We start from the raw sequence: 14,271 nt of genomic DNA on the forward strand, positions 1-14,271 counted from the left end.
AAAAAGTCCGCTATCACTTAGGTTGTATATATACAATTAATCAGTTTTTTCAGGCGATCGGCTGCCACTTGCCTACCATGTGTTCAATATCGCCTGCGCCTTTCAAGCACAACTCACCGCTGGAGCCGGCGGCGCTGGCCAGTAAGGTCACTTCACTGGGCAGGCGTACGGGTTTCCTGAACTCGACGTGTATCTCTATATTGGCGGCGGGCAAGTGTTCGCCAAGTGCGGCGAGAGTGTGTGCCTTGTTCCACAGGCCGTGGGCGATGGCTTGGGGGAATCCAAACAGCTTGGCGGTCAGGGCGCTGAGGTGGATCGGGTTGTAGTCGCCAGAGACCCGTGCATAACGGCGGCCGATGTCGGCGGGAGCCTGCCAGCGGGACAATTCGCTGACCTGGGTGGGGGAGGGTTGGGCGGTATCTTCTGCCTCACCGTACAGTTTCACGCCCCGGCACAGCATGCGGCTCTCGGCTTCCCACAGCAGGCCGAGGGCATCTTCGACGGTGGTGATCAGGTCGAAGGTCGCGCCCTTGGGGTGAGGCTTGAGGTTTTGCGCGCAGACACCGACGGACAGTTGGCTCACACCCCCCATCGGGCGGTGGATGCGGATTCGGTTGCTCAGGTGAATCAACCCCAGCAGCGGGAAAGGAAAGCCTTTATCGGTGAGCAGCTGCATCTGCAGGCCGAACGCCAAGACATGCGGATAAGTCGCCGGCAGGATCGGGCTGTCGGCAAAACCACAAACCTTGCGGTACGCGGCCACCTGCGTGGGGTTGATGCTCACCCGGCAGCGCAGTCCCTGCTCAGGCAGGGTGCTGCCGGTGATCTTGCGCTTGAGCGCGGCGCGCCAATACAGCGGCGGCAGAAACGGCGTATTGCCCAGTGTCTTCCATTGCATGTCTATGCTCCCAGGAGACTTTGCCCACACACGCGCAGCGCTTGCCCGCTGACCGCACCGGAACCCGGTTGACCCAGCCACGCCACCGCTTCGGCGACGTCCTGTGGCAGGCCGCCCTGGCCCAGTGAACTCATGCGTCGCCCGGCTTCACGCAAGGCGAACGGAATATGCGCGGTCATTTGGGTTTCGATAAAACCCGGCGCCACGGCGTTGATGGTGATGCCGCGCTCCTTGAGCAGCGGCGCCCAGGCCTGTGCCAGGCCGATCAACCCCGCCTTGCTCGCCGCATAGTTGGTTTGCCCACGGTTACCGGCGATGCCGCTGATGGACGCCAGCAACACCACGCGCGCGTTGTCGTGCAAAGAACCGCTGTCGAGCAGCGCCTTGGTTAGGACTTGGGGCGCATTGAGGTTGACCGCCAGCACCGCGTCCCAGTATTCAGGGGTCATGTTTGCCAGGGTCTTGTCACGGGTGATACCGGCGTTGTGCACCAGGATGTCGAGGCCATCGGGCAGGTGCTCGATCAATTGGCTGGCGGCGTCCTCAGCGCAGATATCCAGTGTGACGGTGCGTGCTCCCAGGCGCGCCGCCAGGGCTTCGAGGTCGGCCTTGGCCTGGGGCACGTCGAGCAGGATCACCTCGGCGCCATCGCGGGCCAGGGTTTCGGCGATGGATGCACCAATGCCTCGGGCGGCGCCGGTAACCAGTGCCTTGCATCCGGCGAGGGGCCGGGTCCAGTCTTCGACCGGCGTGGCGCAGGCTTCCAGGCGAATCACCTGGCCGGAGATATACGCGCTCTTTGGTGACAGGAAGAAGCGCAGGGCCCCCTCTAACTGAGCTTCGGCACCCTCGCCGACGTAGAGCAGTTGCAGCACGCCGCCATTGCGCAGCTCTTTGGCCAGCGAGCGGCTGAAACCCTCCAGGGCGCGCTGGGCGCTGGCGGCGAAAGGATCGCTGAGGCTTTCTGGCGCCCGCCCGAGGATTACCAGGTGCGCGCTGTTATCCAGGTTTTTCAGTAATGGCTGGAAGAATTCGCGCAGCTGCTTGAGTTGATCCGTGTGTTGCAAATCGCTGGCGTCGAACACCACCGCCTTGAGTTTGGGGCCGTGGCCGGGAATCCAGGTCGACGTCTCGGCGCCGTAGGTGTAGATGGCGTCGGTGAGCCGGTTGGCAAACGCCTGTACCTGAGTTGCCAGCGCACCGCCGCCCAGCAGCAACGCACCTTCCACCGGACGCAGGCGCCCGGCTTGCCAGCGTTCCAGGCGTACCGGTGACGGCAGGCCAATGGCGGCGACCAGGCGATGGCCGAGGCTTGAGTTGGCGAAGTCGATATAACGGTCAGACATGGAACGCTCTCCGAAGGCTGGGGTTCAAAGGGTTGACCACCCCGGGGTGGCAGTCGTTCGATTGAGCCTAGGCTAGGCTTGGTGATTCCACCCACAACCATCAGGGAGCTTTCCATGACTCAATTGCGCCGTGTAGCGATCATTGGCGGTAACCGCATTCCATTCGCCCGCTCCAATGGCCCCTATGCCACGGCGAGCAACCAGGCGATGCTGACCGCCGCCCTGGAAGGCCTGATCGAACGCTACAACCTGCACGGCCTGCGCATCGGCGAAGTGGCTGCCGGTGCGGTGCTCAAGCATTCCCGCGACTTCAACCTCACCCGCGAATGCGTGCTGGGCTCGCGCTTGTCCCCGCAAACCCCCGCCTATGACATTCAGCAGGCGTGTGGCACCGGCCTGGAAGCGGCGTTGCTGGTGGCTAACAAAATCGCCCTGGGGCAGATCGAATGCGGGATTGCTGGCGGGGTGGACACCACGTCCGATGCACCTATCGGCGTGAATGAAGGCCTGCGCAAGATCTTGTTGCAAGCCAACCGCAGCAAGTCCATGGCGGATAAATTAAAAGTCTTGTTACAAGTTCGTCCCCATCACCTCAAGCCGGAACTGCCGCGCAACGGCGAACCACGGACGGGTTTATCCATGGGCCAGCACTGCGAATTAATGGCGCAGACCTGGCAGATCCCCCGCGCGGAGCAGGACCAGCTGGCCCTGGAAAGCCACCAGAAAATGGCCGCTGCCTACGCCGAAGGCTGGCACAACGATTTGCTCACGCCGTTCCTGGGCCTGACCCGCGACAACAACCTGCGCCCGGACCTCACCCTGGAAAAACTCGCTGCGCTCAAGCCCGCCTTCGAGCGCAGCGAAAAGGGCACGCTCACCGCCGGCAACTCCACGCCCCTCACGGATGGCGCGTCGCTGGTGCTGCTGGGCAGTGAGGAATGGGCCGAGGCGCGTGGCTTGCCGATCCTCGCGTATTTGCGCGATGGCGAGGCGGCGGCGGTGGACTTCGTCAATGGCGCCGAAGGCCTGCTGATGGCGCCGGTCTACGCGGTGCCGCGGTTGCTGGCCAGGAATGGTCTGACGCTGCAGGACTTCGATTACTACGAGATCCACGAAGCGTTCGCTGCCCAGGTTTTGTGCACGCTCAAGGCGTGGGAGGATGCGGACTACTGCAAGACGCACCTTGGGCTGGATGCACCGTTGGGGTCGATCGACCGTAGCCGGCTCAATGTGAAGGGCAGCTCCCTGGCCGCCGGGCACCCGTTCGCCGCCACAGGGGGGCGTATCGTCGCCAATCTGGCCAAGTTGCTGGATGCGGCGGGCAAGGGCCGTGGTCTGATTTCGATCTGTGCCGCAGGCGGCCAGGGTGTTACGGCGATCATTGAACGATGATTGCGCCGAAAATTGGCCTATTGGATGCATTCTTGAGTGGTCAGAGGTCGGTAGCCTCTCCCACCGGCGAGCCGATTGCCGTATAACGAGTGCCATAAGCGTATTTGGTAATAAAGGACCCACAATAAAAGCTGATGAAGACTCCTAAACGCATTGAACCCCTGATCGAAGACGGTCTGGTCGACGAAGTGCTGCGCCCACTCATGAGTGGTAAAGAAGCAGCTGTTTATGTGGTGCGCTGCGGCAACGAATTGCGTTGCGCCAAGGTTTACAAGGAGGCGAACAAACGAAGTTTTCGTCAAGCGTCCGAATACCAGGAAGGCCGTAAGGTCCGTAACAGCCGGCAGGCCCGGGCCATGGCCAAAGGCTCCAAGTTCGGCAAGAAAGAAACCGAGGATGCCTGGCAGAACGCCGAAGTGGCGGCGTTGTTCCGCCTGGCGGGTGCCGGCGTTCGTGTGCCTCAGCCGTTCGACTTCCTTGAAGGCGTGCTGCTGATGGAGCTGGTGGCCGACGAGTACGGCGATGCGGCGCCGCGTCTGAACGACGTGGTGCTGGAGCCGGACCAGGCGCGTGAGTACCACGCCTTCCTGATTTCCCAGATCGTGCTGATGCTGTGTACCGGCCTGGTGCACGGTGACCTGTCCGAGTTCAACGTGCTGCTCACGCCAACGGGCCCGGTGATCATCGACCTGCCCCAGGCGGTGGATGCGGCGGGTAATAACCACGCGTTCAGCATGCTCGAACGGGATGTGGGCAACATGGCTTCCTATTTCGGGCGCTTTGCCCCGGAGTTGAAGAAGACCAAGTACGCCAAGGAAATGTGGGCCCTGTACGAAGCCGGCACCTTGCACCCGGCCAGCGTGTTGACCGGTGAGTTCGACGAGCCGGAAGAGCTGGCGGATGTGGGCGGTGTGATCCGTGAGATCGAAGCGGCGCGGCTGGATGACGAGCGTCGCCAGGCGATTCGGGCGGCGGACGACGCGCCACCGAGCAAGGTGCCGGACGAGCCACCGCCGCCGCCTTGGATGCAATAACGCAATCCAGTGTAGGAGCTGGCTTGCCTGCGATGCAGGCGCCTCGGTATGTCAGTCACACCGAAGTCATGCTATCGCCGGCAAGCCAGCTCCCACAAAAGCCCGCTCCCACATTGGGTTGTGTGCCTGTCCAGCGAGGTTCGATCAGGTGCAACAGTGACCGGACGCCAATTCCTTGAGTATCGGACAGTCCGGCCGATGATCGCCCTGGCAGTGCTCCACCAGGTCCTGCAACGTATCGCGCAGTTGCCCCAGCTCCAGAATCTTCTGGTTGAGCGCATCGATATGCTGGCGTGCCAACGCTTTCACGTCGGCGCTGGCCCGTTGTCGATCCTGCCACAGGGTCAGCAGCTTGCCGACTTCCTCCAATGAAAACCCCAGGTCCCGCGAGCGTTTGATGAACGCCAGGGTGTGCAAGTCGTCGCTGCCATACACGCGGTAGCCGCTGTCGGTACGGTGGGCGGCTTTGAGCAGGCCGATGGATTCGTAGTAGCGAATCATCTTGGCGCTGAGCCCGCTCTGGCGTGCGGCTTGGCCGATGTTCATGGACGTTGATCCTCCAGGTCCTTGGGTTTCCAAGTCTTCAACAGTAATGCGTTGCTGACCACGCTGACGCTGGACAAGGCCATCGCCGCGCCAGCCAACACCGGGTTGAGCAAGCCGAATGCCGCGAGTGGAATGCCGATCAAGTTATACACAAAGGCCCAGAACAGGTTCTGACGGATTTTTGCGTAGGTTTTGCGGCTGATCTCCAGGGCCGCCGGCACCAGGCGCGGGTCGCCGCGCATCAGGGTGATACCGGCCGCGTGCATGGCCACATCGGTACCGCCGCCCATGGCGATGCCGATATCGGCAGCAGCCAGGGCCGGGGCGTCGTTGATACCGTCGCCGACCATGGCCACCACACCGGTTTTTTTCAGTTCGGCGACGGTGGCGGCTTTGTCGGCGGGCAGCACTTCGGCGTGCACATCGTCGATGCCCAGGGCTTGCGCGACCACGCGGGCGCTGCCGCGATTATCGCCGGTGAGCAAATGGCTGGTGATGTGCTGGGCCTTGAGTTGCTGCACGGCTTCCAGCGCACCGGACTTGAGGGTGTCGCCAAAGGCGAACAGCCCCAGCACACGCGGTTGCGCACCTTGCTCGATCAGCCAGGACAAGGTGCGACCCTCGGCTTCCCAGGCGTTGGCGGAGTCGGCGAGGTCGCCCGCGCTCAAGCCGTTTTCTTCCAGCAGCCGACGATTGCCCAGGGCCAGCGGTTGCCCATTGAGCGTGCCAGCAATGCCGCGCCCGGCCAGGGATTGGCTGGCCGTCACATCGGCTACGGCCAGTGCTTTTTCGTGGCATGTATCCAGCACCGCCTTGGCCAATGGGTGTTCGCTGCCGCGTTGCAGCGCGCCGGCTTGTTGCAGCAGTACATCTTCGTTGCCATCGACTGCCGCCAGGTGGGCAATTTTGGGTGTGCCGGAGGTGAGGGTGCCCGTCTTGTCGAACACCACGGCGCACACTTCATGGGCACGCTCCAGCGCCTCGGCGTCCTTGATCAGGATACCGTGGCGCGCGGCAACGCCCGTGCCCGCCATGATCGCAGTCGGCGTGGCCAGGCCCAAGGCGCAGGGGCAGGCGATCACCAGCACGGCGACGGCATTGATGATTGCGGTCTCCACGGACGCACCATACAGCCACCAGCCCACCAGGGTGATCAGCGTCAGTAGCAGCACGGCCGGCACGAAGACCTGGCTGACTTTGTCGACCAGCTTCTGGATCGGAGCCTTGGCGGCCTGGGCGTCTTCCACCAGGCGGATGATCCGCGCCAATACACTTTCTGCGCCGAGGGCCAGGGTGCGAACCAGCAGCCGGCCCTCGCCATTGATGGCGCCGCCGGTGACCTTGTCGCCCGGTTGTTTTGGTACGGGCAGGCTTTCGCCGCTGATCAAGGCTTCGTCGGCATGGCTCTGGCCGTCCACCACCTCACCGTCCACCGGGAAGCGCTCGCCAGGCTTGACCATGACCAGGTCACCCAGCTTCAACGCATTGATGGCGACATTTTCTTCACGGCCTGCAATGACCCGAATCGCCCGTTCAGGTCGCAAGGCTTCCAGGGCGCGGATGGCGCTGGCGGTCTGGCGCTTGGCGCGGCTCTCCAGGTATTTGCCCAGCAGCACCAGCGCAATCACCACCGCCGAGGCTTCGAAGTACAGGTGCGGCGCCATGCCTGGGTGAGCGGTGAGCCACTCATAGATACTCAGGCCGTAACCGGCGCTGGTGCCGATGGCTACCAGCAGGTCCATATTGCCGGCACCGGCACGTACGGCTTTCCAGGCGGCGATGTAGAAGCGTGCGCCGAAGATGAACTGCACCGGTGTGGCCAGCGCGAATTGAGCCCAGGCGGGCAGCATCCAGTGCAGGCCGAAGGGGGCGACCAGCATCGGCAGCACCAGCGGCAATGCCAGCAGGATCGCCAGCAGCAGCGCCCAACGCTCGCGGTGCAGGCGCTGGGCCTGGTTGGCCTCGGTGGTGGTTTCGCTTTGGGGCAGGGTAGCGGTGTAGCCCGCTTTGTCGACGGCGGCGATCAGCGCGCCGGGGTCCATCTGGCCCAGCACTTCAACATGGGCGCGCTCGTTGGCCAGGTTGACGCTGACGCTTTGCACCCCCGGCACCTTGCCCAGCGCGCGCTCGACCCGGCCAGCACAACTGGCGCAGGTCATGCCGCTGATGGGCAGGTCAAAGGTGGTGGATCCATTCATGGGGCAGTCCTCCAGGAGAAGTCGCCCTTAGGATCAACCTTGACCTGTAGGGAAGGTCAAGCACCTGTTTATTGCAGGCATCGGCTTGCCGGCGCCTACAGGGTGGATACTTAATATTCGAGGGCGGCGGGTTTGAGGTACATGCCGTCCGGGCCTTGGGCAATGCGCAATTTGCGCACGTCACCAGCCTTGAGCGTGATGTTTTGCGCGGGCGGCGCCAGCAATCCCGGCAGGCAGCCTGGCGACTGGCCCGGCAGCAGCTTCAGGCGCAAGGACAGGTTGCCCGCCGGCAGGTTGAACGAAGTGGCTTGTTCCTGGAACAGCCGGCCTGCCAGCTGGTCATTCAGGTACAGGCCGATTTCGCAGTTGGTCGGCACTTCCAGGCGTTCCCGGGAAATGATCAGCACCGCATAGTCTTCGGCGGCGACAGCCGGCGGTGCAGCGGCAGACAAACTCATCAGGCCGAGAAGGGCAAAGAACGACCAGCGCATGGCGAATGCTCCGTGGTGTGAATCGAAGAGAGGTGAAGCTTGGCCGACGATGCCAACGATTACCAGCCCGGCAGCTATTCCAGGAACTTGACCTTGCCATCGTGGCAAGGTCGAGACTGGGTCCAACCTCATCAAAGGAGTCATGTCATGCAAGTATTCAGTGTTGACGGAATGACCTGCGGCCATTGCGTTCGAGCGGTGACCCAGGCGGTACAGAGCCAGGACCCGGCGGCCAGTGTGAAAGTCGACTTGGCGGCAAAGGAAGTGGGCGTCGAAAGCCGCCTTTCTGCCGAGCAAGTCATCCGCCTGATCACCGAAGAGGGCTACAGCGCCAAGCTTGCCTGACGCGGTAAAATAGTTAGCGAGCTATCGTGTTCAATGCGCTCCAGCGCGGCTAGACTATCGGGCTGCCGTCTCACTTGGGTGCCCGATGAACCTCCGCATAATCCTGATTCTGGGTGCCTTGAGCGCCTTCGCGCCGCTGGCGATCGATTTTTACCTGCCGGGCTTCCCGGCGATGGCCAAGGCGTTCGCGACCGATGAAAAACACATCCAGTTGACCCTGGCGGTGTATTTCGGTGGCCTGGCCATCGGCCAATTGATCTACGGCCCGTTGGCTGACCGCTTTGGTCGGCGCGGCCCGTTGCTCAGTGGTGTCACGTTGTTCACCTTGGCGTCCTTTGCGTGTGCCTTCGCGCCATCGCTGGAGTGGCTGATCGCTGCGCGCTTTGTGCAGGCCCTGGGTGGGTGCGCGGGCATGGTGATTTCTCGCGCGGTGGTCAGCGACAAATGCGACGCGGTGGGCTCGGCCAAAGTGTTTTCCCAGCTGATGCTGGTCACCGGCCTGGCGCCGATCCTCGCCCCGCTGGCGGGTGGGTTGATGGTGGGGCTGTGGGGCTGGCAGTCGATTTTCCTGGCACTGTCGATATTCAGTGTAATGGCGGCCGTCGCCGTGGCGGTCGGGCTGCCGGAGACCTTCCCGGCTCATCAGCCGCGCCAGCCGTTGTCCGGCTCGCTGCGCCGCTACGCTGCATTGTTGTCAGACCGTGTCTACCTGGGTTACGCGCTGACCGGCGGTATCTCGATTGCCGGGATGTTTGCCTACATCGCCGGATCACCTTTTGTCTTTATCCAACTCTATGGCGTGCCTGCCGAGCATTACGGCTGGCTGTTCGGCTCCAATGCTGCTGGCTTTATTCTGGTCGCGCAGGTCAATGCGCGGTTGCTGTCCAAGCGTGGCCCGGCGTTTCTGCTGTCGCGCAGTGTATGGGTCTACCTGCTGGCAGCGCTGACGCTGCTTGGCATCGCTGCCTTGCGCACCGACGCGCTGTGGCCATTGCTGGTGCCGTTGTTTATCTGCATCGCCAGCCTGGGTTGCATTTTGCCGAACACCTCGGCATGCGCCATGAGCGGGCAGGGGGCACGGGCGGGTAGCGCTTCGGCGTTGCTCGGCTGCATCCAGTTTGGCGTGGCGGCGGGGGCGGCATCGTTGGTGGGGATCTTGCACGACGGCACAGCGATGCCGATGGCAATGGTCATCAGCTTGTGCGGTGTATTGGCGGTGACGATTGCGATGTCGACCCAGCGCCTGCAACGCAAACGGGCCTTGCAGGCGCAGGCCTGAAGCACGGGTCAGCCAGCGGCGGAGCGTTGCTGGCTGTTCGGAAAGCGGTGAGGCGCCTGGATACGGGCTTGCAGGGTGTCGGCAAAGGCACGGGCCTCGGCTTCGGTGCGGAAGGTGAACGCGTCCTGGTCGAGACGTACCTGCCATTTATTGCCTGCGGATTTTGCTAACGCTTTTATCAGGATTTTCATTGCTGACTTCCTCACGTAAAAGAATCGTGGCAAAGGCGGCCAATATAAACCCGATAGCGCTCACAAATGTGACAAGGATCAACTCTCTGACTAGCGGTGCCGTCCATTACTCAAATGAATAATGGACGGCACTGAAAACCGCCTCTCAGAACCCTTCGAGCACGATCTTGCCCTTGGCCTTGCCGCTTTCCAGCAGTGCATGGGCGCGGCGCAGGTTGGCTGCGTTGATCACACCGAAGTGCTCGCCCACAGTGGTTTTCAGGGTGCCGGCGTCGATCAGCTCAGCCACGCGATTGAGCAGGTTGTGCTGTTCGATCATGTCCGGGGTCTCGAACATCGAGCGTGTGTACATGAACTCCCAGTGCAGCGACAGGCTCTTGCGCTTGAGCTTGCTGACGTCCAGCGCCTTGGGGTCGTCGATCAATGCCAGCTTGCCTTGTGGTTGCAACGCTTCCACCAGTTGGTCCAGGTGATGATCGGTCTGGGTCAGGCTGGCGACGTGGGTCACTTGCGGGTGACCAGCGGCTTTCAACGCGTCGCTCAGCGGTTGGCTGTGGTCGATCACCAGGTCGGCACCCAGGGCCTTGGTCCATTCCTGTGTTTCCGGGCGCGACGCCGTGCCGATCACTTTCAAGGCAGTGAGCTGGCTGGCCAGTTGGGTCAGGATCGATCCCACGCCACCGGCGGCGCCAACGATCAAAAGGCTCTGGCCTTCGTCCTGCTTGCCCTCACGCACGTGCAGGCGTTCGAACAGCAGTTCCCAGGCGGTAATGGCGGTCAGCGGCAGCGCGGCGGCTTCGGCAAAGCCCAGGCTCTTGGGCATGTGGCCGACGATGCGCTCATCCACGGTGTGCAGTTCGCTGTTGCCGCCCGGGCGCACCAGGGAGCCAGCGTAGAACACCTTGTCACCGGCCTTGAACAGCGTCACTTCGCTGCCGACCGCCTTGACCACACCGGCCACGTCCCAGCCCAGCACTTTGGCGGCGCCGTTTTCCGGGGCGACGTTCTGGCGCACCTTGGTGTCCACCGGGTTGACCGAGATGGCTTTGACTTCCACCAGTAGGTCGCGGGGGCCGGCGACGGGCGCTGGTAGTTCGATGTCTTGCAGGGCGCTTGGATCGTTGATCGGCAGTGAGGCGTAGTAGGCAATGGCTTTCATAGGGGCTCCGAAAGGGCGGGTGATCAGGCGAGAAATTTCAGGCGCTTGAGTTCGAAATGTTCGAGCACATCAGCGGCCTTGGCGCGGAAGCTCTGGATATGTGCGCTCTGGTCGTGGTCGGCCAACGCCGCGTCGTCGCTCCAGCGTTCGAGCATGTAGAAGGTTTCGGGGTGTTGCAGGTCCTGGTGAAGGTCGTACTGCTCGCAACCGGCTTCCAGGCGCGTGGGTTCCAACAGGCCGCGTAGCAGGGTTTCCAGAGTGGCCTGTTGGCCGGGCTTGGCGATCAGCGTGGCGATGACGTTAAAGGCAGTGGGCATATTCAACTCCAGACACGTGATGAACGGGATGCACAGATGATTGGCTATTTCCCGGGCAGATAAAAGCGGCTAAAACAGCAGTCTGTTTCAACGAAATTTTGATAATGAGTGGGAAAGCATGCTGCGTTTTGATGATTTGCAGTTGTTTGTACGTGCGGCGGACCTGGGCAGCCTGTCTGCTGCGGCGCGGGTCATGGACCTGTCGCCGGCCGTGGCCAGTGCGGCGCTCAAGCGTATCGAGCAGCAATTGGGCACGCGCTTGCTGGCACGCTCCACGCGCAGCCTGCGCTTGACCGCCGAAGGTGAAGGCTTCCTGGAATATGCCCGCGCTGCCTTGAGCTCGCTGGATGAAGGGCGACGCTTATTGGCCAGCGGGCAAGACCATGTCAGCGGGGTGCTGCAGCTGTCAGCCCCTTCGGATTTCGGGCGCAACCAACTGCTGCCATGGCTGGACGAGTTCCAGCATGAGTACCCGCAACTTACGGTGCGACTGTTATTGGGCGATCGTATTGCCGACCTGTTCCGCCAACCGGTGGATATCGCCCTGCGTTACGGCGAGCCCGAGGACTCCAGCCTTATCGCGCTCCCCGTTGCGCCGGATAACGTCCGCGTGCTGTGTGCGTCCCCCCGTTACCTTGCGCGTTTTGGTGAGCCTCGGCATCTGGAGCAACTGGCCCAGCACAATTGCCTGCTGTATATGCTCGGCAGTCGGGTCCACGACCACTGGACCTTCCGCGACGGCAAGCGCGAAGTCAGCCTGACCGTCACCGGTGACCGCTTCAGTGACGATGCCGATGTGGTCCGTCGCTGGGCAGTGGCGGGTGTGGGGATTGCCTACAAGTCGTGGCTCGATGTCAGCTGCGACGTGCTGGCCGGGCGCTTGCGTCTAATACTGCCGGAGCTGCGTGGCGAGCGTACGCCGCTCAATTTGTTGTGTGCCCATCGTGCACAACTGAGCAAACCCATCAACTTGTTGCGGGAAATGCTCGTGTCCCGCTGTGCGACGTTGACTGCCCAGCTGCCGGAGCGATTGAGCACGACGTAACGGCCTCCATCACAACAGGAAATTTCACTCAGTTACTGTCCCTATCCGGACTGTCAGACGCCATGGAACCGGCAGTTTGCGCCCCTATACTTTGGCGCCAACCTCAGCAGAAAAATAATCAACAGGGAGTGAAAAGATGGAAGCAGCACTGTGCATCAGTCAAATCGCCAGCTTGCTCGCCGATCCCAAACGTACTGCGATGCTGTGGGCGTTGATGGATGGCTCGGCCAAGTCGCCGGTGGAGTTGGCGACACTCGCCGGGTTGTCGCCGACATCCGCCAACGCGCACCTCGCGCGACTGGCCGCAGGGGGGTTGCTGCGCGTGGAGGCCCGGCGTGGCAAGCGTTTGTTTCGTGTGGCGGCGCCTGATGTCAGCGCGGCGATCGATGCCATGGCCAAGACCACCGTGGCCTGCGCCACACGCAATGCACCGAATACGTTGCCGCCCCCCTTGGTTGCACCGCCGTCGTTGCGCCATGCCCGATTGTGCCATGGGCACCTAGGCGGCGAGCTGGGCGCGCAGCTGTATCAACACTTGCTCGAGGCGGGTTGGATCGAGCGCTATGAACAGCGTACCGATGTCACACTCAAGGGCGCGCAGCGCCTGGCGGGCTTGGGTATTTTCACTCAGGCGCTGGCGTCGCCGTTGGTGTGCAACTGCTTCGACTGGAGCCAGGAGCAACCTCACTTGGGCGGTGCTTTAGGGGCAGGGTTGTTGCAACTGTTTTTGCAGTCGAACTGGATCAGTGTGATCAATGATTCCCAGGCGTTGCAGGTCAAAGCCCCCGGGCAGCTGGAAATCACCCGACTGGGCATGCCGGTGAGACCGGGGGCGGGTGCGTGATGGCGGTGCCGGGCGGGATGGGGATGAAGGCTTTGTGCGTCGACTGTGCTGGAACGGGCTTGCCGGCGATAGCATCACCTCGGTCATCCTGAAACACCGAGGGGGCTGCATCGCCGGCAAGCCGGCTTGCGTGGGTATTACGGTTTGACCAGTCGCGCATCCAGGCTGTTTTGCGCCAGGCGTTTGGCCTGGTCCTGGGTCATGCCCAGCGAGGTGTACAGCGCGTGGAAGTTCTCGGTGACATAACCGCCGAAGTACGCCGGGTCATCGGAGTTCACCGTGACCTTAACGCCGCGCTCGAGCATGTCGAGGATGTTGTGCTGGGCCATGTCATCAAACACGCACAGCTTGGTGTTGGACAGCGGGCACACGGTCAGCGGGATCTGCTCGTCGATGATGCGCTGCATCAGGCGCTCGTCTTCGATGGCGCGTACGCCATGGTCGATACGCTGGATTTTCAGCAGGTCGATGGCTTCCCAGATGTACTCCGGCGGGCCTTCTTCGCCGGCGTGGGCCACGGTGAGGAAGCCTTCGTGGCGCGCACGGTCGAACACGCGCTGGAACTTGCTCGGCGGGTGACCCATTTCCGAACTGTCCAGGCCCACGGCCACGAACGCGTCCCTGAACGGCAATGCCTGGTCGAGGGTTTTCTCTGCTTCGGCTTCGCTCAGGTGGCGCAGGAAGCTGAGAATCAAACCGCTGGTGATCCCCAGCTGCTGCTCGCCATCTTTAAGTGCAGCGGCGATGCCGTTGAGCACCACCTCGAACGGTATGCCACGGTCGGTGTGGGTTTGCGGATCGAAGAACGGTTCGGTGTGGATCACGTTTTGCGCTTTGCAGCGCAGCAGGTAGGCCCAGGTCAGGTCGTAGAAATCCTGGGAAGTGCGCAGCACGTCAGCGCCCTTGTAATACAGGTCGAGGAACTCTTGCAGGTTGTTGAAGGCGTAGGCCTTGCGCAGGGTTTCGACGTCGTTCCACGGCAGCGCAATCTTGTTGCGCTCGGCCAGGGCAAACAACAACTCCGGCTCCAGCGAACCTTCCAGGTGCAGGTGCAATTCAGCCTTTGGCAGGGCATTGAGCCAATCGTACATTTTCTAAATTCTCATCAGGTGCAATGGCGGCATTCTACAGGCCATCGCCGAAATAATCGGCAAAACCTGACCAGCAGGAGAGTTTTGCTTTCATT

General features: G+C 62.2%; 15 protein-coding genes. 6 read left to right on the forward strand and 9 right to left on the reverse strand.

The window, feature by feature from the left end; genetic code table 11:
• Nucleotides 1-49: 49 nt before the first annotated feature.
• Together ATH90_RS03355 and ATH90_RS03360 are read right to left on the reverse strand one after the other, a co-directional pair.
• Nucleotides 50-898 carry a MaoC family dehydratase gene (locus tag ATH90_RS03355; protein ID WP_098465701.1) on the reverse strand — a complete coding sequence of 283 codons (849 nt, stop codon included), beginning with the start codon at nt 896-898 and terminating at the stop codon, nt 50-52.
• Between the two features lie 2 nt (nt 899-900).
• On the reverse strand, nt 901-2,244 hold the full coding sequence (locus ATH90_RS03360) for a 3-oxoacyl-ACP reductase (protein ID WP_098465702.1): 1,344 nt from the start codon (nt 2,242-2,244) through the stop codon (nt 901-903).
• A 114-nt stretch (nt 2,245-2,358) separates the two neighbouring features.
• On the opposite strand from ATH90_RS03360, the gene ATH90_RS03365 reads away from it, so the two are divergent.
• Together ATH90_RS03365 and ATH90_RS03370 are read left to right on the forward strand one after the other, a co-directional pair.
• A complete protein-coding gene (locus ATH90_RS03365) occupies nt 2,359-3,636 on the forward strand; it encodes an acetyl-CoA C-acetyltransferase (protein ID WP_098465703.1) in 1,278 nt (425 codons plus the stop codon).
• Between the two features lie 134 nt (nt 3,637-3,770).
• Nucleotides 3,771-4,670, forward strand: coding sequence for a PA4780 family RIO1-like protein kinase (locus ATH90_RS03370; RefSeq protein ID WP_098465704.1), 900 nt, complete (start codon nt 3,771-3,773; stop codon nt 4,668-4,670).
• A 144-nt stretch (nt 4,671-4,814) separates the two neighbouring features.
• On the opposite strand, the gene cueR is transcribed toward ATH90_RS03370, so the two are convergent.
• The 3 genes from cueR to ATH90_RS03385 form a co-directional block, all read right to left on the reverse strand.
• Nucleotides 4,815-5,216, reverse strand: coding sequence for a Cu(I)-responsive transcriptional regulator (cueR, locus tag ATH90_RS03375; RefSeq protein WP_034103183.1), 402 nt, complete (start codon nt 5,214-5,216; stop codon nt 4,815-4,817).
• Nucleotides 5,213-7,414, reverse strand: coding sequence for a heavy metal translocating P-type ATPase (locus ATH90_RS03380; protein ID WP_098465705.1), 2,202 nt, complete (start codon nt 7,412-7,414; stop codon nt 5,213-5,215). Before ATH90_RS03380 ends, cueR begins: the two co-directional genes overlap by 4 nt.
• A 110-nt stretch (nt 7,415-7,524) precedes the next feature.
• Nucleotides 7,525-7,905: a hypothetical protein gene (locus ATH90_RS03385; RefSeq protein ID WP_034103178.1), complete on the reverse strand. Its 381-nt coding sequence runs from the start codon at nt 7,903-7,905 to the stop codon at nt 7,525-7,527.
• 147 nt (nt 7,906-8,052) lie between these two features.
• Between ATH90_RS03385 and ATH90_RS03390 the strand changes: the two genes are divergently transcribed.
• Nucleotides 8,053-8,250 carry a heavy-metal-associated domain-containing protein gene (locus ATH90_RS03390; protein WP_034103176.1) on the forward strand — a complete coding sequence of 66 codons (198 nt, stop codon included), beginning with the start codon at nt 8,053-8,055 and terminating at the stop codon, nt 8,248-8,250.
• 85 nt (nt 8,251-8,335) lie between these two features.
• Nucleotides 8,336-9,529, forward strand: coding sequence for a Bcr/CflA family multidrug efflux MFS transporter (locus tag ATH90_RS03395; RefSeq protein ID WP_034103174.1), 1,194 nt, complete (start codon nt 8,336-8,338; stop codon nt 9,527-9,529).
• 8 nt (nt 9,530-9,537) lie between these two features.
• Here the strand turns inward: ATH90_RS03395 and ATH90_RS03400 are convergent, their stop codons facing one another.
• From ATH90_RS03400 to ATH90_RS03410, 3 genes are all read right to left on the reverse strand, one after another.
• On the reverse strand, nt 9,538-9,720 hold the full coding sequence (locus tag ATH90_RS03400; protein ID WP_010213424.1) for a hypothetical protein: 183 nt from the start codon (nt 9,718-9,720) through the stop codon (nt 9,538-9,540).
• 145 nt (nt 9,721-9,865) lie between these two features.
• On the reverse strand, nt 9,866-10,879 hold the full coding sequence (locus tag ATH90_RS03405) for a zinc-binding alcohol dehydrogenase family protein (RefSeq protein ID WP_034103172.1): 1,014 nt from the start codon (nt 10,877-10,879) through the stop codon (nt 9,866-9,868).
• A gap of 23 nt (nt 10,880-10,902) precedes the next feature.
• A complete protein-coding gene (locus ATH90_RS03410) occupies nt 10,903-11,196 on the reverse strand; it encodes a putative quinol monooxygenase (protein ID WP_032887109.1) in 294 nt (97 codons plus the stop codon).
• A 118-nt stretch (nt 11,197-11,314) separates the two neighbouring features.
• Between ATH90_RS03410 and ATH90_RS03415 the strand changes: the two genes are divergently transcribed.
• Nucleotides 11,315-12,241: a LysR family transcriptional regulator gene (locus tag ATH90_RS03415; RefSeq protein WP_034103168.1), complete on the forward strand. Its 927-nt coding sequence runs from the start codon at nt 11,315-11,317 to the stop codon at nt 12,239-12,241.
• Nucleotides 12,242-12,377: 136 nt separating this feature from the next.
• Nucleotides 12,378-13,085 (forward strand): ArsR/SmtB family transcription factor, encoded by a 708-nt coding sequence (locus ATH90_RS03420; RefSeq protein WP_098465706.1) that lies wholly within the window; start codon nt 12,378-12,380, stop codon nt 13,083-13,085.
• 137 nt (nt 13,086-13,222) lie between these two features.
• Here the strand turns inward: ATH90_RS03420 and ATH90_RS03425 are convergent, their stop codons facing one another.
• Nucleotides 13,223-14,176 (reverse strand): adenosine deaminase, encoded by a 954-nt coding sequence (locus tag ATH90_RS03425; protein ID WP_027607950.1) that lies wholly within the window; start codon nt 14,174-14,176, stop codon nt 13,223-13,225.
• Nucleotides 14,177-14,271: the final 95 nt, after the last annotated feature.

This window comes from Pseudomonas lurida (assembly GCF_002563895.1).
GTDB lineage: Bacteria > Pseudomonadota > Gammaproteobacteria > Pseudomonadales > Pseudomonadaceae > Aquipseudomonas > Aquipseudomonas lurida.

Excerpts from the sequence above, each read along its gene's own strand:
- ATH90_RS03355 (WP_098465701.1), bottom strand. The coding sequence starts at position 898 with ATGCAATGGAAGACACTGGGCAATACGCCGTTTCTGCCGCCGCTGTAT.
- ATH90_RS03360 (WP_098465702.1), bottom strand. The coding sequence starts at position 2,244 with ATGTCTGACCGTTATATCGACTTCGCCAACTCAAGCCTCGGCCATCGC.
- ATH90_RS03365 (WP_098465703.1), top strand. The coding sequence starts at position 2,359 with ATGACTCAATTGCGCCGTGTAGCGATCATTGGCGGTAACCGCATTCCA.
- ATH90_RS03370 (WP_098465704.1), top strand. The coding sequence starts at position 3,771 with ATGAAGACTCCTAAACGCATTGAACCCCTGATCGAAGACGGTCTGGTC.
- cueR (WP_034103183.1), bottom strand. The coding sequence starts at position 5,216 with ATGAACATCGGCCAAGCCGCACGCCAGAGCGGGCTCAGCGCCAAGATG.
- ATH90_RS03380 (WP_098465705.1), bottom strand. The coding sequence starts at position 7,414 with ATGAATGGATCCACCACCTTTGACCTGCCCATCAGCGGCATGACCTGC.
- ATH90_RS03385 (WP_034103178.1), bottom strand. The coding sequence starts at position 7,905 with ATGCGCTGGTCGTTCTTTGCCCTTCTCGGCCTGATGAGTTTGTCTGCC.
- ATH90_RS03390 (WP_034103176.1), top strand. The coding sequence starts at position 8,053 with ATGCAAGTATTCAGTGTTGACGGAATGACCTGCGGCCATTGCGTTCGA.
- ATH90_RS03395 (WP_034103174.1), top strand. The coding sequence starts at position 8,336 with ATGAACCTCCGCATAATCCTGATTCTGGGTGCCTTGAGCGCCTTCGCG.
- ATH90_RS03400 (WP_010213424.1), bottom strand. The coding sequence starts at position 9,720 with ATGAAAATCCTGATAAAAGCGTTAGCAAAATCCGCAGGCAATAAATGG.
- ATH90_RS03405 (WP_034103172.1), bottom strand. The coding sequence starts at position 10,879 with ATGAAAGCCATTGCCTACTACGCCTCACTGCCGATCAACGATCCAAGC.
- ATH90_RS03410 (WP_032887109.1), bottom strand. The coding sequence starts at position 11,196 with ATGCCCACTGCCTTTAACGTCATCGCCACGCTGATCGCCAAGCCCGGC.
- ATH90_RS03415 (WP_034103168.1), top strand. The coding sequence starts at position 11,315 with ATGCTGCGTTTTGATGATTTGCAGTTGTTTGTACGTGCGGCGGACCTG.
- ATH90_RS03420 (WP_098465706.1), top strand. The coding sequence starts at position 12,378 with ATGGAAGCAGCACTGTGCATCAGTCAAATCGCCAGCTTGCTCGCCGAT.
- ATH90_RS03425 (WP_027607950.1), bottom strand. The coding sequence starts at position 14,176 with ATGTACGATTGGCTCAATGCCCTGCCAAAGGCTGAATTGCACCTGCAC.